Genomic DNA, 19,114 nt, shown 5'->3' on the forward strand with positions numbered 1-19,114 from the left:
CTTCCGGCAGCAGCACGGCTTCCGGCTCGGGCTGGATTTCAGCGCGTTCTTCCGGCAGCAGCACGGCTTCCGGCTCGGGCTGGATTTCAGCGCGTTCTTCCGGCAGCAGCACGACTTCCGGCTCGGGGTGGATTTCCGCGCGCTCTTCCGGCAGCAGCACGGCTTCCGGCTCGGGCTGGATTTCAGCGCGTTCTTCCGGCAGCAGCACGGCTTCCGGCTCGGGCTGGATTTCAGNCTTCCGGCAGCAGCACGGCTTCCGGCTCGGGCTGGATTTCAGCGCGTTCTTCCGGCAGCAGCACGGCTTCCGGCTCGGGCTGGATTTCAGGGCGTTCTTCCGGCAGGTTTTCTACTGCCAGAGGGCTATCCTGAGTCAGGGTGGCGTCCTCACGCGGCTCGACCAGTACCGAAGGCTGGACGGATTCAGGATGTTCCACCTGCTGATGCGCAACTTCCTCGGTGACCGCGACCGTCTCATCGGCACGCTGTTCTGCTTCACGAGGGGGAGAACCGTCATGCGCGGACGTTTCTTCAGCCGGGGAAAGCCTGTCGCCGGACGCGTCTTTCGTCTCTTCCTGCGGCGCTTTTTCTTCGCGTCCTAATCCCAGCCAGGAAAAAAAGCCACGTTTTTTATTTTTTGCCATGGTGCAACCACACTCCTCGCGGGGGAAAATCCGTCAGGTCTCTGAAAATCATCTTAATCCCCTAGTCTAACACTTTCCTGCTAACGCAACACAGCACCCTTTTTACGTTTCCTCAGCCCGGTAAGCCCGTTAAACTGTGCAACAAATTATGAAGAGTTCAGCAGCATGAATAAAAAGAACAGCAGCAACAGCGCCGGGCAGATCCGTATTATCGGCGGCCAGTGGCGTGGCAGGAAACTTCCCGTACCGGATAGCGCAGGCCTGCGCCCAACCACCGACCGCGTGCGTGAAACGCTGTTTAACTGGCTGGCACCCGATATTCAGGCCGCACGCTGCCTTGACTGCTTTGCCGGTAGCGGCGCGCTGGGCCTGGAGGCGCTTTCACGCCATGCGGCCTCTGCCACTCTGCTGGAGCTGGAGCGTCCGGTTGCGCAGCAGCTGGAGAAGAACCTGGTTACGCTGGGGGCAAAAACCGGCAGAGTCATTCACACCAATACGCTACAGTGGCTGGCAAAGCAGGGCGAGCCGCATGATCTGGTATTTATCGATCCGCCGTTTCGCAAGGGTCTGCTGGAGCAGACGCTAACGCTGCTGGAAACCCAGGGCTGGCTGGCCGATGAAGCCCTGATATACGTAGAGAGTGAAGTAGAAAACGGACTGCCGCCGGTTCCCGCCAGCTGGCAGCTTCATCGGGAAAAGATCGCCGGCCAGGTTGCTTATCGCCTGTATATTCGCCATACCACTGCAAAGGAAGAGAGTGATGCTGATTAATCTGGGACGCATACTGATGACGGGCGTGTGGGCATTTCTGCTGCTTAACCTGGTACACCCGTTCCCCACGCCGCTGAAGTATTTTGTTAACGTCGCGCTGATTTTTATGGTGCTTATGCATGGCTTACAGCTGGTACTGATGCGGGCCACCCAGCCGAAAGGCGGGCCAGCGCTCAGCGGGCTGGTGCAGGTCAAAATCTTCTTTTTCGGCGTATTTGAACTGCTTGCATGGCAAAAAAAACAGCTACCGAAAAAGTAATCTTCGCAAAAAGAAGCGTTCTCACGCGTTGACCTGAAAAGTCCATTTCAGGTCACGTATACCTGCCGACTGGTTTTATCGCACAGCATCATATCGGGGTGAGAAAGAGATAAAGCGCGTCCCTTTTACCTTCAGTTCGCCCTTCACTCCCCGATCAATTTGATGAAAATCGCCCGCCTGCAGGACGAGTTTAAAATCACCCGCGCCGTTGAGCGGTCGAAACCAGGCTTCATAGCGCATCGCCTCCACCGGAATCGTTTCCCGCTGGCGTGAACGCCGGTTTGGCACGGGCACTTCTCGCTTCTCCTTCACCATTACCGGCAACGCCCTGACGGGAGAAGCATCGTTAACCGCAACCTCACGCCGCTGCCGGATAAACTGCCGCGTGGCCATCACGGCAATCACCGCCAGTATGATGATAAAAATGAGGGGGGGCTTCATGATTTTCTTCGTCCTCTTTCGTAGACTAAGCAATAAATTTCACGGTCAGTAAGGATACAACCAGACCGCTCCCATTGTCACATCGGTCTGACCTGACCTAGACTGGAGTGAGAATTGTGAGGTTTTACCTCTAAAAAACAAAGGGACACATTATGATTTGGTCGTTTCTGGCGGTTCTTTTTTCCGGCTGGCTGTACGTTGATGCTTCCTATCGGGGACCACAGTGGCAGAGTTGGGTATTCAAACCCGTTACCCTGCTATTGTTACTCGCACTGGCGTGGCAGGCACCGGTCCTTAATACCACCGACTATCTGATTCTTTTCGGGCTGCTCGCCACGCTGATTGGTGATGCGCTGACGCTACTGCCCAATCGCCGTATGCTGTATGCCATCGGGGCGTTTTTCCTGTCGCATCTGCTTTATACCCTCTGCTTTGCCAGTCATATGACCCTGAGCTTTTTCTGGCCGATCCCGCTGGTGGTACTGATTATTGGCGTGGCGCTTATCGCCAGCATCTGGACACGTCTGGAGGAGCTGCGCTGGCCAGTATGTACTTTTATTGGCATGACGTTATTGATGGTCTGGCTGGCCGCAGAACAGTACTTTTTCCGCCCCGGCGATGAGAGTTTCTCTATTATGGTGGGCACGTCGCTGCTGCTGCTGGCCAATATTGTCTGGTTTATCAGCCATTACCGCCGTCGGTTTACCTCTGACAGCGCCATCGTTGCCGCCTGCTATTTTGCGGGACACTTTATGATCGTACGCTCACTTTATCTCTCATAACCGCTAAGCCTTGACTCTGGAGTCTACTCCAGAGTGTAAGATGTCACCGGCGGGACGTTCCCGCCAGTTTCATCAGGAGGCAATATGCATCAGCACGCTACGCCCTGCGCCTGCGGGAAGTGCCTGACCAGGACAACATTCAGTTCTCATCCGCGGCCTCCGGTTGCGATGGGAAAAATCACGTCAGTTAATACTCTCTCGCCAGATACCCCTTGCAGCGACTGCCATAGCAGCGCTGTACCTGCCAGCGACCCGGACAATGACAGCGACAGTGAAGCACAGCATGAAGGCTACAGCTGGCGAATTTCGGGCATGGACTGCCCCGCCTGCGCACGGAAAATCGAAACGGCGGTGGGGCAGCTCAGCGCGGTCACCGAGGGACGGGTCCTCTTTGCCACGCAAAAGCTGATAGTAAAAGCGAGTGAGGATGTCCGTGTACAGGTTGAAGATGCCGTCCGCTATGCAGGTTTCAGCCTGACGCGCAGCGGTACGCCGATGAAACATATTGAGCCTGCCGGGTTCTGGCGGGAAAACCGCACGCTAATTTTGTTCGCTCTGCTGCTGCTTGCCAGTTGGCTCATTCAGTCAGTGAGTGCTCAGGCCGGACAAATTGCCTTCACCCTGACCACGCTATTCGGTCTTTGGCCCACGGGCCGTCGGGCCTTTCGGCTGATAAAAAGCGGTTCGCCTTTCGCCATTGAAACCCTGATGACTATTGCTGCATCAGGCGCGCTGCTGATTGGTGCCACTGCGGAAGCCGCCACGGTGCTGATACTCTATATGCTGGGCGAACGGCTTGAGGCCTTCGCAGCCGGTCGCGCACGGCGCGGGGTAAATGCCCTGATGGCACTGCAACCGGATACGGCGGTACGCCTGCACGGCGAGCGCCGGGAGACCGTCGCGGTCAGTTCGCTAAATCCTGGAGATATTATCGAAGTGGCGCCGGGCGCGCGATTGCCGGCCGATGCAAAACTCCTTGATGCTTTCGCAAGCTTCGACGAGAGCGCCCTTACCGGTGAATCTATGCCTGTAGAGCGGCAGCAGGGGGAGTCGATTTCCGCAGGCTGCCTGAGCATCGATCGCCCGATCAGGCTTACGGTTACCTCAAAGCCCGGAGAAAGCGCCATTGACCGCATTCTCCATCTGATCGAGCAGGCTGAGGAGCGTCGGGCACCGATTGCCCGCTTCCTCGACCGCTTCAGCCGTATTTATACTCCAGCCATCATGGCGCTGGCGCTGCTGGTGGCAATCCTTCCCCCTTTATTATTGGCCGCCGACTGGCAGCCATGGATTTATAAAGGACTGACGCTGCTGCTGATTGGCTGTCCCTGCGCGCTGGTGATCTCAACCCCGGCGGCGATCACCTCAGCGCTGGCTGCGGCAACCCGACGTGGCGCGTTGATTAAAGGCGGCGCCGCGCTGGAGCGTCTCAGCGCTATTCGCACTATCGCCTTCGATAAAACCGGTACGCTGACAGCAGGTAAACCGGTGGTCACGACGCTTATCGCCCTTAATCAGGATGATGTAAACCTACTGCTGGCAAAAGCAGCAGCGGTTGAAACCGGTTCTTCTCATCCTCTTGCCAGGGCTATTGTCGCCAGAGCCGCTGAACTGGGATTAAATGTCCCGTTGGTATCCGGGCAGAAAACGCTTACCGGATCGGGCGTCGAGGCGATAGTAAGTGGGCACAAACTTCTGATAATCTCACCGGCCAGGCTGCCGCAAGACAGGCTGACAGAGCAACAGTCAGCACAGGTTTTCCAGCTTGAGTCGGCTGGGAATACGGTCGTAGTGATGCTTGAAGACAACCAGCCGATCGGGTTGATTGCCCTGCGCGATACCCTGCGGGAGGATGCTAAAGCCGCTGTGGAAGAGCTGCGCGCCATGAATATTCACAGCATTATGCTGACGGGGGATAACGCCCGCGCCGCGGCGGCCATCGCCAACGAGCTCAATATTGACTATCGTGCGGAACTGCTGCCCGCCGATAAGGTTGCAGTCATCGCCGGGCTAAGCCAGCAGCCGCTGGCCATGGTCGGTGACGGCATCAACGATGCGCCAGCAATGAAGGCTGCAACCATAGGCATTGCGATGGGAAGCGGAAGCGATGTGGCGCTGGAAGCAGCAGATGCGGCACTGACCCATAACCGCCTTAATGGGATTGCGGCCATGATCCGCCTGTCGCGCGCCACTCATGCCAATATTCGGCAGAACATCACTATTGCGCTGGGGCTGAAGGGAATATTTCTCCTGACCACGCTGCTGGGGTTCACCGGGTTATGGCTGGCGGTACTCGCGGATTCAGGCGCTACAGCATTAGTGACGGCTAACGCACTGCGGCTTTTACGTAAAAATTAGCTCACCGGCCAGAATGCTCTTCCGCATTTTGGCCGCTCTTTTACAGCCCCTTTTTAAGCAGATATTTAAAGGGCAGCTCGTCGGTAAACTGCTCCAGCAGTGTATGTTCCATAAAACGGCAGAAGCCCGGGATATCACGGGTGGTGGCAGGATCGTCCGCAATTATCAGCAGGGTGTCACCCTCCTGCATATGACGCACGGCTTTACGTACCATCATTACCGGCTCAGGGCAGCGAAGGCCCAGCGCATTCAGGGTCTGGTCAGGATTTGCGAACCGATCGCTCATAGTATTCTCATCAGGGGGACGTTCAATCTGGCGACTATTTTACCCGCCGTGGCGCTATCTGCAAGGCTGCCCGTTTTGCTGGTTCCACTGATATAGACTTTATCGCTCGAACGGTGCTTTTGTATTTATCTGGGCATACCTCAGGAGTAAACGTTTGCGTAAAAATTATCCATTGCATTGATAACCTGTTTCGGTAAGATCTCGCGCACTGCTTAGTGTTAAGCCTGTTTTTGGGTTCCCTCACCCCAATTTTCAAAAAGGTCATATAATGATTCCACTTACTCCCCGTGAGCGCACGTTTGCGCTGGTCTGGCTCTCGCTATTCCACGTGCTGGTGATTACCTCCAGTAACTACCTGGTGCAGCTGCCGATTTCGGTCTTTGGACTGCATACCACCTGGGGCGCATTCAGCTTTCCCTTTATCTTCCTGGCCACCGATCTGACCGTGCGCATTTTCGGTGCTCCGCTGGCTCGCCGAATTATCCTGGCGGTAATGGTCCCGGCTCTGATTATCTCCTACGCGGTCTCCGCGCTCTATTATCAGGGCGAATGGCAGGGCTTTGCCGTGTTGAAAGAGCCAAACCTGTTTGTCGCCCGTATCGCCTGCGCCAGCTTTATGGCTTACGCCCTGGGGCAAATTCTGGATGTCCACGTCTTCAACCGGCTGCGGCGCTTACCGCGCTGGTGGATAGCGCCAGCCTCCGCAATGTTTCTGGGCAACATTAGCGATACGCTCGCCTTCTTTTTCATCGCCTTTTACAAGAGTCCCGATCCCTTTATGGCGCAAAACTGGGTGGAAATTGCCCTGGTGGACTACAGCTTCAAAGTGATCGTTTGCATGATTTTCTTCCTGCCTGCCTATGGCCTGCTGCTAAACGCGTTCCTAAAGCGTCTTGCGGAAAAATCCACTGGCGCACAGGTTAACTTCGGCTAAGCTGCTTTCTTAAAATAGAGTCGGTTGCATTTAGCCGCCGATTGCGATTTTATGGTTAGCTAAATCAGTCATATGACTAACGTAAAAGGGATCACGATGCGTAATTTATTGAAATATGCCGGAATCGGCCTGCTGGTGGTTGGACTGACCGCCTGCGACGGCAAAAATGATAAAGCCGCAGCCGATGACAATGGCGTGAGCAGCAGCCAGTCCAGCCAGAATGTGACTCTGCTGGATGGAAAACTGAGCTTCACCCTGCCAGCGGGCATGTCCGATCAGAGCGGCAAGCTGGGCACCCAGGCGAATAATATGCACGTTTACGCCGATGCTTCAGGCCAAAAGGCGATTATCGTGATTGAAGGCGATACCACTACCGAAAGCCTGGACGCACTGTCCAACCGCCTGGAACAGCAGCAGCGTAACCGCGATCCGCAGTTGCAGGTGGTCAGCAATAAGTCTGTAAACCTGAAGGGGCAGCCTGGACAGCAGCTGGATACGGTGATTTCCGCTAAGAACCAGTCATCATGGTCCTCCGTGGTGTTGGCTAAGGCTGATGGCAAACTGGTAACGCTGCAAATTACGCTGCCAGCAGATAATCAGCAGCAGTCACAGACCGATGCAGAAAAAATCATCAATACCATTGCGCTGAAATAACATAAAAGCCCCTGGAATTGCTGACTCGCCCCCTTTGAATATTCACCAGGGGGCGGCCGGCTGACAGGGGCTTTTTGTTGATTACTGCTATGTTAAAGAGTGCTTTGTTAAAGAGTGCTATGTTAAAGAGTGCTTTGTTAAATATCGCTTTATTGAGTACTGCTTTATCGAATACTGCTTTATCGATTACTGCTTCGCTAATTACCGCTACCGCTTAATGCTTACAGCCCGGCATGCTCGCGAATATATTTCCTGGCTTTTACCGCATATTCAAACGGGTTCGCTATCGCAGGATCCTGTTCAGCTTCAACCACCATCCAGCCTTTGTAGCCCGCCTCATCCAGTAGCGTAAAGACCGGCATAAAATCAATGACGCCATCTCCCGGCACGGTAAAAGTGCCCTTTCTTACCCCGTCAAGGAAAGAGAGTTTCTGGCTGCGTACCCGTGATACCACGTCATCCCTTACATCCTTAAGGTGGACGTGATTAATGCGTGGCAGATGCTTTTTCAGGATAGCCAGCATTTTTTCCTGGCTCCCCTCTGAGTAGTAAGCATGGCCGGTATCAAACAGCAGAAAGACGTTGTCATTGGTGATCGCCATGAAGCGGTCAATCTCTTCCGCGGTCTGAATAGCTGTACCCATATGGTGGTGCAGGCAAACCTGCATGCCCTTTTCAGCCGCCAGCGCCGCCAGCTCATTATAGCCCTGTGCCGTAAGCTGCCACTGGGCATCAGTAAAGGTCGGCTTTTCTTCCAGGACGCCCAGCGTGGTGCACTGGATGCTTTTACTCTGCTCCGAACAGCCAATCACTTTTGCGCCCATCGCATGGAGGAAATCACGATGGTTGATAAATTCGTCGATGGTTTTTGCCCGCTCGCCATCTGCGAAGAAGGTGCTGAACCACGCATTGCAGATCTCTATGCCTCTGATCTCCAGCATGGGTTTAAGCACGGCCGGGTCACGGGGATATTTGCTGCCCACTTCACTGCCGGTAAAGCCAGCCAGCGCCATTTCGCTGACGATCTGCTGGAAGGTATTTTCTCCACCCAGCTCTGGCATATCGTCGTTAGTCCAGCCAATTGGCGCTATCGCCAGCTTCACGTGATCTTTGTTCATTTTATGCCTCAACGTTCGCAAAGGCGGCCCATGCCGCCCGGTATTATCGGTTAAGCAGCTCGCGCTCGATCAGTTCACGCGTTTCCACTGCCTGATACTTCATTTTTTCCGGGTAGCCAAACAATGAAGAGGCAATAATCGACTCACCGCCCACCTTGTAGCTGCGGTTGGCAAAATCCATCTCACGGAGGGTCTGGAAAAGCGTATCGAAATCCACTTCGCCTTCACCAACGCCTACGTGCTGGTGAATGGTGGCATCAACCCCCGGCGGATTAACGATATAGCGGCAGTGCTTAGTGTGGTTCATGGTATCGGCTATCAGCACGTGTGAGAGGTCAGCCCCTGCGTACTCCAGCATACTTTTGACGTCCCCTTTTCCCTTGTCATAAAAGAAGGTGTGGGGCGCACTGTAGAGGTATTTCACATTCTCGCTGCGGAAGGATTTCACCAGGTCCGAAGTCTCATTGTTCTCTTCACAGAAATCCCAGGGGTGAGACTGGATTTCGATGCGGATACCTTCGCGCTCGACAATGGGCAGCAACTCTTCCATTGAGCGATAGAACATCTCTTCACAAATTTCTGGCTCATTAGGCGTACCTGAAAGCTCGGTATTAATCACCTGAACGCCGGTTTCAACGGCGATTTCGATCATTCTTTTCCAGTTACGTACCGCAGCCTGGCGACGCGCCTCATCCGGCCCGGACCAGCGATAGACCACAATGTAGGACGAAATTTCCAGCCCGGTCTCACGCAGCGCGTTTTTATACTCGGTGATGATTTCACGGCTGGCTTTAGGATGCTTGTAGAATGGGTTGATCTGCGGGTGGGGGGACTGTTCAATATATTTATAACCCCAGTCGGCCACCTGATGGACCATTTTGGTGATGCCCATATCCCTGATGACATCCACATCAAAAGCAATTTTCATCGCAAACTCCCGAACGTAGATCTGTTATAAGCGCCCGGACTAAGCAGGGCGCCAGTGAAACATTAGCGGTTGTAGAAAGCCGGGCGTGGTGGCATTTCGACGGGTTCAATCTGTCCGCTTTCCTGCGCCTTCAGGCAGGCATCTCCGGCCACGGCGGCGGCGAAGCCATCCCAGGCTGAAGGACCCTGAAGCTGGCCGATGGCAATATCGTTAATGAAAGCCTGGAGCTCAACGTCATAGGCATCAATAAAGCGGTCTTTCCAGTCGGTCAGAATGGTTGTCGCCAGTTTGGCCTCTTTGCGCATTTGGACCGAAGCGGGCTCAGGTAGCCGGGCAATACCTGTTTCACCCACGACTTCACACTGAATGTCGTAGCCATAGGCGCAGTTAACAAAAATTTCCACGTCAATACGCACGCCCTTGTGGGTTTCAAACAGGACGATTTGCGGATCGCGCAGTTTTGCGTGGGAGTTTTTAGTGGAGCGCGGGAAGACTACCTGGACAGATTTATAATCGTCATCTGTCAGCCAGCGCAGTACGTCCAGTTCATGGATCAGCGTGTCGGTAATGGCCATATCGGTGGTATAGCTTTCCGGCACCGCCGGATTACGGTGGGCACAGTGCAACATCAGCGGCTCGCCAATTTCACCCTGCGTAATCACCGATTTCAGTGCGCGATAGCCCGCATCGTAGGGGCGCATAAATCCAACCTGAACCAGACGCTTGCCATAAGCCACTTCTGCATCAACGATCCGGCGACAACCCTCGGCGCTCATCGCCAGCGGTTTTTCACAAAATACCGGTTTGCCCGCGGCAATAGCAGCCAGGGTAAACTCTTCGTGAGTCGGCCCCCAGGAGGTAATGATTACGGCATCAACATCCGCAGCGTTAATCACATCGTGGCCGTTGGCATACACTTCTGCCTCCAGGCCCAGACGGCTGACGACGCCTTGCGCACCATCAAGATTGATATCAGACACGGCAACAACCTTCGCGCCCTGCAGGACTTTACTGCAGCGGCGAATATGTTCCTGACCAATTGCACCGGTGCCGATTACGCCAAGTTTCAAAGTCATACGGTCTCCTTGATATGTAGGGTGTCGCGCGGATCTCAAAACGGAGCACCGCGCAGAGCATTCAGAGTTAAGATGAAAGAATTAGTATTTACGTGCCTGATCAATATGCTCATTCAGCATGCGGGCTACGGCATCGACGCGTTCAGACTTCGATACCTGCGCCCCACCCACTCGCCACCAGCTAAAGTATTTGTGCACCATCGTTTTCGGCAGCACTTTGATGTCAATCAGAGTGGAAACCGGTGAGCGTTTTGCCTCCTCAAGCGCCTGCTTAAGCTGGGCCAGCGTAGAGACACGCCAGGTTTTACAACCGTATCCGGCGGCAATCGCGGCGAAATCGACCGGTATAAAGCCCCCGTCCAGTTTGCCACCCTCGGCATTACGGAAGCGGAACTCGGTAGTGAAACTGTCCATACCGTGCTCCATCTGGAGGTTGTTGATGCAGCCGTTAGTCATATTATCGAACAGCACCACGTTGATTTTGGCACCTTCCTGAATCGAGGTGACCAGCTCTGAGTGGAGCATCATGAACGAACCATCGCCTACCAGGGTGTAGACTTCGCGGTGCGGCTCGGCCAGTTTCACCCCCAACGAGGCGTTGACCTCGTACCCCATACAGGAGTAGCCATACTCAACGTGGTAACCGTTGTAATCTTTGTTGCGCCAGACGCGCTGTAGATCGCCGGGCAGGCTACCCGCAGCGGCGACGATCACTGCGTCCTTTGGGAGCTGCTCGTTAAGCGTTCCCAGCACGCTGCTCTGGGTGAGGAAGGAGTCGGTTAAGCGGTTAAATTCAGCAAAGACCGCTTCGCGATCCAGATGATCGTCAATTTCCGGTACATAGCCTTCATTGCTATAGACGGCCTGGTAGACGCGTTGGGTCTCTTTCAGCAGTCTGCTTTGCGCCTGATCCACTTTTTCGCCCCACCCGCTGGTAAAGCCCTGAGCCGCCAGGCGTCCATCCAGCGCGGTGATCGCCTCTCTGGCATCGGCCACCACCTGTACGCCGTCCAGCTTCCAGGCGTCGAAATTACTGACGTTGATATTGATATAGCTGACGTCCGGATTCTGGAAAATCCATTTTGAGGCCGTAGTGAAATCGGTATAGCGTGTGCCAATGCCAATCACCAGATCGGCCTCTTTAGCCAATAAATTGGCCGCCAGGCAGCCGGTTTCCCCGACCCCGCCGACGTTGAGCGGATGGTCAGAGATCAGCGTTCCCTTACCCGCCTGCGTTTCGGCAAAGGGGATCTGATGACGTTCGGCAAACTGGCGCAGTGCATCGCCCGCTCCCGAATACTTAACGCCACCGCCGCAGACAATCAGCGGCTTGCGCTTGCCGGCGATAAGCTTTAACGCTACCGCCAGCTGCGCTTCGGTCGGCAGGCGACGGTCGAGGATGTGCACGCGCTTCTGAAAGAAATAATCGGGATAGTCCCAGGCTTCGCCCTGTACGTCCTGCGGCAGCGAAATCGTTACCGCGCCGGTTTCTGCGGGGTCGGTTAGCACCCGCATGGCATTGATACAGGCAGTCATCAGCTGTTCCGGACGGTTAACGCGGTCCCAGTACTTACTGACGGCGCGAAAGGCATCATTAGTGCTGATACTCAGGTCATGACTTTGCTCAACCTGCTGCAAAACCGGATCGGGCTGGCGCGTGGCGAAGACATCGCCCGGCAGAAGTAATAAAGGTATGCGGTTCGCGGTGGCGGTGCCTGCCGCGGTAATCATATTTGCCGCACCCGGCCCTACCGAAGAGGTACAGGCAATAATCTCGCGACGCAGCTTTTGCTTGGCGTAGCCGATGGCAGCATGGGCCATACCCTGTTCGTTACGCCCCTGATGCACCACCAGGTCGCCGCTGTCTTCCTCAAGGGCCTGACCCAGCCCCAGCACGTTGCCATGGCCGAAGATGGCAAAAATCCCTTTAACAAATTTGGTCTCAACGCCATCTACCGAGAGGTATTGGTTATCCAGGAATTTTACCAGCGCCTGTGCCGTGGTTAATCTGATCTTACCCATTTGCTCTTCCTTAACGGTACAGCGGCGCAAAGGCCAGCCGTGATTCGCGTTGGTGGTCGCCACGGATGCTCATGAAGGCGACGGCTGTAAATGAAACGTGAGGCGATTATAAACAAATATTTTTTCCACTAAACACAATTACAGAAGAAACGTTTCATTTTGCGAGTGAGATCAAATTCTCAGTGAAAAGCAGCGCGACCAGTGCGATCTCACCTGCAAAAATGAAAGCCCGCAGAACGAAGGCCTGTTAAGGCGGGAAACTCATTTCATTTCAATCGTTTCCTGACGTTACAGATTCCTCCTTATTCCCTAAAAAAACCGTCCCAAATCTTTGACCTTTTCCGGAGATTTTCACTGGCTAAATCTCCCTCGCCAGAGTTTTATCCACCTCACATTTTTGGGGTATTAATTTCATTTTATATTGATATTGAAATATTCATTCCCCATACTGACGAACATAGCAAATCCAATCGCCAGCACGTGGCGCTCCAGACACCCGCTGGAGAGGCGCGGCAGAGGTGGCTTATGACAGAAGGAAAAACAGGTATGAGTACACAAGAAAAACGGCTTGATGTGATTTGTATCGGGCGCATAGCCGTTGACCTCTATGGCCAGCAAATCGGTGCCCGCCTTGAGGATATGAGCACATTTTCTAAGTACCTTGGCGGCTCGTCTGGCAATGTCGCCTACGGTACCGCTATTCAGGGTTTGAAGTCCGGTATGCTGGCCCGCGTTGGCGATGAACATATGGGCCGCTTCCTGCGGGAGGAGCTTCAGCGGGTAGGAGCTGATACGCAGTGCCTGATTACGGACAAAAAACGTCTGACGGGCCTGGTAATCCTGGGGATCAAGGATCAGGACACCTTTCCACTGGTGTTTTACCGTGATAACTGCGCAGATATGGGCCTGATCCCTGACGATATCGACGAAGAATATATCACCTCCGCCCGCGCCGTTGCGGTGACCGGCACCCATCTGTCGCATCCCGATACCCGTGCCGCCGTGCTTAAGGCGCTGGATATCGCCCGCCGTCACGGCCTGCGCACCGCGCTGGATATTGATTACCGCCCGGTTCTGTGGGGGCTGACCTCATTAGGCGACGGCGAGACGCGCTTTGTTGAATCGCAGCATGTCACGCGGCAGTTACAGGAAGTGTTGCACTACTTCGATCTGGTGGTGGGGACGGAAGAAGAATTTCATATTGCCGGTGGCAGCACCGATACGATTACCGCATTAAAAAATGTGCGACAGGCCACTAAAGCCACGCTGGTTTGCAAACGTGGGCCTATGGGCTGCGTGGTATTGGAAGGCGCAATACCCGACAGTTGGGAGCAGACGACGCTACAGAGCGGCGTTCGCGTTGAGGTATTGAACGTACTCGGCGCAGGGGATGCCTTTATGTCCGGTCTGCTGCGCGGCTGGCTTAATGATGAAAGCTGGGAGCAGGCCTGTCGCTACGCCAATGCCTGTGGTGCGCTGGTGGTATCACGCCACGGCTGTGCGCCTGCTATGCCGACCCGGGCTGAACTTGATGACTTCCTCAGCCGCGATAAAGAGGTGAAGCGACCCGACCTGGACAACCGCCTTAACCACCTCCACCGCGTCACCTCGCGTAAGCAAAAATGGGAAGAGCTGTGCGTCTTTGCCTTTGACCATCGTAAGCAACTGCTTGATATGGCCGATGAGGCAGGCGTGGATGCCTCCCGTTTGCCGGAGCTGAAAACGCTGCTGCTGAGGGCCGCAGAGGAAGCAGCAGGTGAAGCCGGCCTGGATAACCGCAGCGGCATACTGGCCGATACGACTTACGGTCAGCCCGCCCTGAATGCCATTACGGGTAAAGGATGGTGGATTGGACGTCCGATTGAGATGCCGGGTTCCCGCCCACTGCGGCTGGAACACGGTAATATTGGTTCACAGCTGATTGACTGGCCTCAGGAGCACGTCGTGAAATGCCTGGTGTTTTACCATCCACACGATGAAGCCGGTCTGCGCCAGGAACAGGACGCGCTAATTCTTGACGTCTGGAAGGGGTGCAACAAATCTGGCCATGAACTGCTGCTGGAGGTCATCCTTCCCGAGGACAATGCGGATAAAAAAGAGTCGTATTATTTCGACATGCTGAGCCATTTTTATTCGCTGGGTATTCAGCCAGACTGGTGGAAGCTGCCGCCGCTCTCTCTGGAGAGCTGGGAAGCCATAAGTGGTCTGATTGAGCAGCAGGATCCTCACTGCCGCGGTATTTTGATTCTGGGGCTGGACGCGTCGGAAGAGAAACTTAAAGCGGGTTTTGCCGCGGCGGCTAAAGCCCCGTGGGTGAAAGGATTCGCCGTAGGAAGAACGATTTTCGGCCAGCCTTCGCGTCAGTGGTTGCAGGGTGAGCTGGACGATGACGCGCTGATTGCCCAGGTTAAATCCAACTATCTGACGCTGATTGATTACTGGCGTCAGGTACGGCCAACGCACCAGCCCTGAATAGCGCTTCCAGAAGGTAAGGGGCGGTAAACACCGCCCCTTTATTTCCCTTCGCCATTTCACACTCCACGTTAATGAACCTCCAGTCTGTCTACATTTATTGTCCCTGTTATCCCGATTTTGCGTGCCGGTTAATGTTTTACGCATAACTGGTCCGATGTTTTGTGATTGATTTCATATCCCGATGAAATAAAGCACCGTATTTGCGTTAGCAAGTGAAATTTTTTGTTCATCTGATAGAATAACGGACAGAAGAACATCACAATTTTTGACCAGCGAGCCGAAGTAATGACTAATAACTCGACGCAGCTTTCCCTGTTACAGGACGACATTCGTCGTCGATACGATACTCTGAGTAAACGCCTTAAACAGGTGGCCCGCTATATTTTGGATAACAGCAACAGCATCGCTTTCGACACCGTTGCCTCTATCGCTCAGCAGGCAGACGTTCCGCCCTCTACGCTGATCCGCTTTTCCAATGCATTTGGCTTTAGCGGCTTCAATGAAATGAAACAGGTTTTCCGTCAGCATCTGATGGAGGAAACGGTTAACTATACCGAACGCGCACGACTCTTCCGCCAGACAGCCATTGATGAAACGGCAACCCCACCGGAAACGCCCGCAGAAATCCTCAATGTATTCACCATGGTAAACTCACAGGCGCTACAGCAGCTGGCGATGCAAACCAACCCACAGCATCTTGATAAAGCCGTAGAGTTGCTGGATCAGGCAGAGAATATCTATGTTATTGGCCTGCGCCGCTCCTTCAGCGTGGCCTCCTACCTGACCTACGCGCTGCGACACCTTGAGCGCCGTGCTTTTCTGATTGATGGCTTGGGCGGAATGTTTACCGAGCAGCTGAGCATGGTTAACCCAAAAGATGTGGTTATCGCCATCAGCTATTCTCCCTATGCACGTGAGGCCGTAGAACTGGTTGAGCTGGGTGCCGGACGCGGCGCGCATCTTATCGCGATTACCGACAGCCAGGTCAGCCCGCTGGCGGCCTTCAGCGATGTATGCTTTGTGATACGTGAAGCACAGGTAGACGGTTTCCGCTCACAGGTGGCTTCACTTTGTCTTGCTCAAACGCTGGCCGTCTCGCTGGCGCTAAATAATGCTGAGGCCTGAAGGCCCGGACGCAAGCCGGGCATAACGTTTTCTGTGCCCGTTACACCGATCCCAGCCCCTGCCAACTCACTTAAGACGCCAGTCCTGATTCGCCTCGCGAGTTTACTGCCGGGCGGCGACGTGCTGTGCCGTCCTCACATCAAATCAATACCAAAGCGTCGGAGCAGGATGGCCCAGCAAAAGAAAATAATTATCGTTATACCGCAGCTGGCAGCCAGCGTAGGCCAGAATCCCCAGCGCTGATAAAAAAAAGGGAACATGATAAACATTGGGAGTGTGGGAACGACATACCAAAAGGTATACCACGCATGTGCTGCGATCTTCTCCTGACTTTGCCCCTCAAGTTTCATCCAGATCAGCACCAGCACGGTGACAAGCGGCAGAGCCGCTATCAGGCCGCCAAGACGATCGCTGCGTTTCGCCACCTCTGAAATAAGTACAATCATCCCAGCCGTAACGGCATATTTTATAGCCAGCCAGAGCATTTCGCCCTCCTTATACCCCACCATTCTGGTGCCGCCGAACTCCCCCAACGGCACATCAGCATTGGGTTTTGATAACGCCCCAGCACTGCTCTTCGCAGCGAATTCACATCGTTATATACCATAAACCCCGCTCTGTTTCTGATGAACCTGGCAGCCGACTGCCCCCCCCTCACAACCTAATCAACACGCTCCTGTTCTCAATAAATATTCTTCAGTGTCGTAAGTCATATAAACGCCTGCGTAAAAAATCATTGCAGAAATAAAGCGGATATATTCACACCTGCTAAACTTTTACCTTGAAATAATTAACTAAACAGGTAATGACATCGTATAACAAGTATTTAACGGCACATTAAAAAACCAGCATCATTATGGGGCGAGATCTCCATACATATTATAAACAGACCTGATTACAGGAAACCTGAGGTCACCCCCTCCATAATCTGGAGCGTTTGAATGGAATTATTTAGAATTTTATCTATATACTTTTATCCGAAAAAATACAAATATCGCTTATTAATTTTAGAACAAAGTAAAGATCATAAACTCAGGGCAGCACTGCCTTCACGCCGGCGATGCTTTACACCTGATTATTACTCCAGCCTTATTGGAAAAAGGTAAAAGTCGCGCCAGTAATAGCCCTAAAGTAGGTATTTTCGCAAAAATCAGGGGCTCAGACTCCGGTATACCCGTAGAGCCAGATATCGCCTTTATGGATAACCCCACCCGGCGTTTTGAAAATTAAGGATTAATGATGATGAGAACCCGCAACCGTCGCCTCCACTGGGCAGCGCTACTACTCTATTTTTCAGGAAGTTACCAGGCACAGGCACTGCCTTCTATCGTAGCGCCGGGTCAAAATATTGTGGGTGAGCAGATTTATGGCAGGCAAATAGTGCTCGGCAATGTGATTGATAGCAACATTCGGGATGGAAGACAGATCATACAACAAGGGGGATCGGCGCAGAATACTGTCATAACGAAGGGAATGCAGATAATTGAGAAAGGAGGCTATTCGTCTGATGTATATCTGTACGATGATTATCGTATTAGTGAGGGTATGATCTATAATATCGGCGTTGGAGGGCAGGTCAATAACGCCACGCTTTACAAAGGTAAAATGGAAGTATTTATGGGAGGAGTCGCCTCTGGAAAGGTTTATCTCCAAAACGGATCGCTTATACAGATTGATATAACTTCTGACACTCACGCCATGCATCTTTCGCTTGATAAAAGCGAGGCTTTTTTTCATGGAGGGTATCTTAACACCCTTGCAGAATACACTATAGCCTCGATAAATCTCCGCGATGGGATAATGACACTTTACAACTTAGATTTAAAAGATAAACCCTGGTTTACCCGGTTAAATACCACTACGCTTACAGGTCAGGGCACGTTTGAAATCATCACGGATTTGGCATCACTGAAGGGGGACTTTTTAAACATTACCGGACGTGCAAATGGTGAATTTGGCATTATGGTTTATGACTTCGGAGAAAACCCCCTGACGGATGCCAGTCTTCAGATTATTCAAACGGGTGGAGGGAGCGCTAAGTTCACCTTGCTAAACGAAAATCAGGTCGTTGATGTTGGAACCTATCAATATTATCTGGTGAGAGTGGGTAAAAATGGCTGGGCACTTTCACCCTATCAGCATGACGATACGCCGGATGTCGATGACCCAGATGATAACGGGCCGCCGGAGGATAACCCGGATACTGATAATCCCGATGATACTCTGCCGCCAGAAGAAGACCCGGGCGATAAACCCGTCCCTCCCACTCCTGTTCCAGACCAGCCCGATAACGGTAAGAAGACGGTTACTCCCAGTGCCGCCGCTATTCTTGCGATGAGTACCGTCGATAACATTATTTCCAGTGAGCAGATGAATACAGCCCGTGGACGCCTGGAAGAAATAAGGCGCGTTCCACACGATACTGAAGTGTGGGGAAGGTTCAATAATAGCCGTTACGACGTCAGCGTAATTGAAAATGCCAATTACAGGCTGAAACAGAACGGCATTATGTTAGGCATCGATGCAACGTCTGATGCGGGCTCAGGATCACTTACCCGTGGGCTATTCATGGCCTTCGATCGCGCGACCACTGACTTTAAACGGGGTGGAAAAGGTCATGTGGATGCCTACACCGCGGGAGGCTATCTCAGCTATGTTGATAGCAGCGGATACTATGGCGAAGGTATCGTAAAATTCAGCCGCTTCATCAACGATATCAACGCCTTTATGAATGGTGGCACCGCAGCCAACGGCCTCTTTCGGGCAACTGATATGGGCATAAATATCCAGACGGGGAAATACTTTACTTTCTCTCGGGGTTATCTCGCGCCCTATGGCGCAGTGACGGCCCTGGCCAACCATTCCGATAACACCTATCAACTCTCAAATGGGCTGAGGGCTAATAATGGTATTCAACGCAATGTAACCGGTGAAATCGGAATAAATCTTGGTCTTCCTGTTATGGTCAGCGGCAATAGCGTAAAACCTTACGCCAGGGCTGCTGCGCTTCATGACACCATCAGTTCAAATCGTGTCACCATCGTTAATAACCACTTTACTCACCGTAAAGGTGGTACACGGGGTGTGTATCAGGCAGGGATTGATATCCGAACGAAGGGAAAGCTGTCACTGCATAGTGGCTTCAGCTATTCACAAGGGAAAAATATTGAGTCGCCCTGGGCTGCCACACTGGGCGCCGCGTGGGCCTTTTAAAAGGGGCGAACGCGCAAATGCCCCTTTTGTT

The 19,114-nt window shown here is 53.3% G+C and carries 16 protein-coding genes and 1 pseudogene; 9 read left to right on the forward strand and 8 right to left on the reverse strand.

What is annotated here, in order from left to right; genetic code table 11:
• Positions 1-208: pseudogene (locus A1830_RS22885) on the reverse strand (signal recognition particle-docking protein FtsY); the annotation flags it as partial.
• A 598-nt stretch (positions 209-806) separates the two neighbouring features.
• On the opposite strand from A1830_RS22885, the gene rsmD reads away from it, so the two are divergent.
• Together rsmD and A1830_RS00235 are read left to right on the forward strand one after the other, a co-directional pair.
• On the forward strand, positions 807-1,412 hold the full coding sequence (rsmD, locus tag A1830_RS00230; protein ID WP_067700000.1) for a 16S rRNA (guanine(966)-N(2))-methyltransferase: 606 nt from the start codon (positions 807-809) through the stop codon (positions 1,410-1,412).
• Entirely contained in the window at positions 1,402-1,671 is a 270-nt protein-coding gene (locus tag A1830_RS00235; protein WP_067700003.1) for a DUF1145 family protein, read from the forward strand. The genes rsmD and A1830_RS00235 overlap by 11 nt, the downstream gene beginning before the upstream one ends.
• 75 nt (positions 1,672-1,746) lie before the next feature.
• Here A1830_RS00235 and A1830_RS00240 read toward each other — a convergent pair whose 3' ends face one another.
• Positions 1,747-2,112, reverse strand: a complete 366-nt coding sequence (locus tag A1830_RS00240) for a DUF2500 domain-containing protein (RefSeq protein ID WP_369815679.1) — start codon at positions 2,110-2,112, stop codon at positions 1,747-1,749.
• A gap of 152 nt (positions 2,113-2,264) precedes the next feature.
• On the opposite strand from A1830_RS00240, the gene A1830_RS00245 reads away from it, so the two are divergent.
• On the forward strand, positions 2,265-2,894 hold the full coding sequence (locus tag A1830_RS00245) for a lysoplasmalogenase (RefSeq protein WP_067700006.1): 630 nt from the start codon (positions 2,265-2,267) through the stop codon (positions 2,892-2,894).
• Between the two features lie 84 nt (positions 2,895-2,978).
• Positions 2,979-5,252, forward strand: a complete 2,274-nt coding sequence (locus A1830_RS00250; protein ID WP_067700009.1) for a zinc/cadmium/mercury/lead-transporting ATPase — start codon at positions 2,979-2,981, stop codon at positions 5,250-5,252.
• A gap of 40 nt (positions 5,253-5,292) precedes the next feature.
• Here A1830_RS00250 and tusA read toward each other — a convergent pair whose 3' ends face one another.
• Positions 5,293-5,538 carry a sulfurtransferase TusA gene (gene tusA / locus A1830_RS00255; protein WP_067700012.1) on the reverse strand — a complete coding sequence of 82 codons (246 nt, stop codon included), beginning with the start codon at positions 5,536-5,538 and terminating at the stop codon, positions 5,293-5,295.
• A gap of 268 nt (positions 5,539-5,806) precedes the next feature.
• On the opposite strand from tusA, the gene A1830_RS00260 reads away from it, so the two are divergent.
• Together A1830_RS00260 and A1830_RS00265 are read left to right on the forward strand one after the other, a co-directional pair.
• Positions 5,807-6,472, forward strand: coding sequence for a 7-cyano-7-deazaguanine/7-aminomethyl-7-deazaguanine transporter (locus tag A1830_RS00260; protein WP_067700015.1), 666 nt, complete (start codon positions 5,807-5,809; stop codon positions 6,470-6,472).
• A gap of 96 nt (positions 6,473-6,568) precedes the next feature.
• Positions 6,569-7,126, forward strand: coding sequence for a DcrB family lipoprotein (locus tag A1830_RS00265; protein ID WP_067700018.1), 558 nt, complete (start codon positions 6,569-6,571; stop codon positions 7,124-7,126).
• A 221-nt stretch (positions 7,127-7,347) separates the two neighbouring features.
• Here the strand turns inward: A1830_RS00265 and iolE are convergent, their stop codons facing one another.
• The 4 genes from iolE to iolD form a co-directional block, all read right to left on the reverse strand.
• Entirely contained in the window at positions 7,348-8,244 is an 897-nt protein-coding gene (gene iolE / locus A1830_RS00270; RefSeq protein ID WP_067700021.1) for a myo-inosose-2 dehydratase, read from the reverse strand.
• A gap of 43 nt (positions 8,245-8,287) precedes the next feature.
• Positions 8,288-9,172 carry a sugar phosphate isomerase/epimerase family protein gene (locus tag A1830_RS00275; RefSeq protein WP_067700024.1) on the reverse strand — a complete coding sequence of 295 codons (885 nt, stop codon included), beginning with the start codon at positions 9,170-9,172 and terminating at the stop codon, positions 8,288-8,290.
• Between the two features lie 62 nt (positions 9,173-9,234).
• Positions 9,235-10,248 carry a bifunctional inositol 2-dehydrogenase/D-chiro-inositol 1-dehydrogenase gene (locus tag A1830_RS00280; protein ID WP_067700027.1) on the reverse strand — a complete coding sequence of 338 codons (1,014 nt, stop codon included), beginning with the start codon at positions 10,246-10,248 and terminating at the stop codon, positions 9,235-9,237.
• Between the two features lie 81 nt (positions 10,249-10,329).
• Positions 10,330-12,270, reverse strand: coding sequence for a 3D-(3,5/4)-trihydroxycyclohexane-1,2-dione acylhydrolase (decyclizing) (gene iolD / locus A1830_RS00285; RefSeq protein WP_067700030.1), 1,941 nt, complete (start codon positions 12,268-12,270; stop codon positions 10,330-10,332).
• A gap of 546 nt (positions 12,271-12,816) precedes the next feature.
• Between iolD and iolC the strand changes: the two genes are divergently transcribed.
• Positions 12,817-14,742: a bifunctional 5-dehydro-2-deoxygluconokinase/5-dehydro-2-deoxyphosphogluconate aldolase gene (gene iolC, locus A1830_RS00290; protein ID WP_067700033.1), complete on the forward strand. Its 1,926-nt coding sequence runs from the start codon at positions 12,817-12,819 to the stop codon at positions 14,740-14,742.
• Between the two features lie 288 nt (positions 14,743-15,030).
• Positions 15,031-15,870 (forward strand): MurR/RpiR family transcriptional regulator, encoded by an 840-nt coding sequence (locus tag A1830_RS00295; RefSeq protein ID WP_067700036.1) that lies wholly within the window; start codon positions 15,031-15,033, stop codon positions 15,868-15,870.
• A 134-nt stretch (positions 15,871-16,004) separates the two neighbouring features.
• Here A1830_RS00295 and A1830_RS00300 read toward each other — a convergent pair whose 3' ends face one another.
• Positions 16,005-16,355 carry a DUF3147 family protein gene (locus tag A1830_RS00300; protein WP_067700038.1) on the reverse strand — a complete coding sequence of 117 codons (351 nt, stop codon included), beginning with the start codon at positions 16,353-16,355 and terminating at the stop codon, positions 16,005-16,007.
• A gap of 751 nt (positions 16,356-17,106) precedes the next feature.
• Between A1830_RS00300 and A1830_RS00305 the strand changes: the two genes are divergently transcribed.
• Entirely contained in the window at positions 17,107-19,083 is a 1,977-nt protein-coding gene (locus A1830_RS00305; protein WP_082804041.1) for an autotransporter outer membrane beta-barrel domain-containing protein, read from the forward strand.
• The last annotated feature ends 31 nt before the right edge of the window (positions 19,084-19,114 follow it).

The sequence above is a fragment of the Erwinia sp. ErVv1 genome (assembly GCF_900068895.1).
Classification (GTDB): domain Bacteria; phylum Pseudomonadota; class Gammaproteobacteria; order Enterobacterales; family Enterobacteriaceae; genus Erwinia.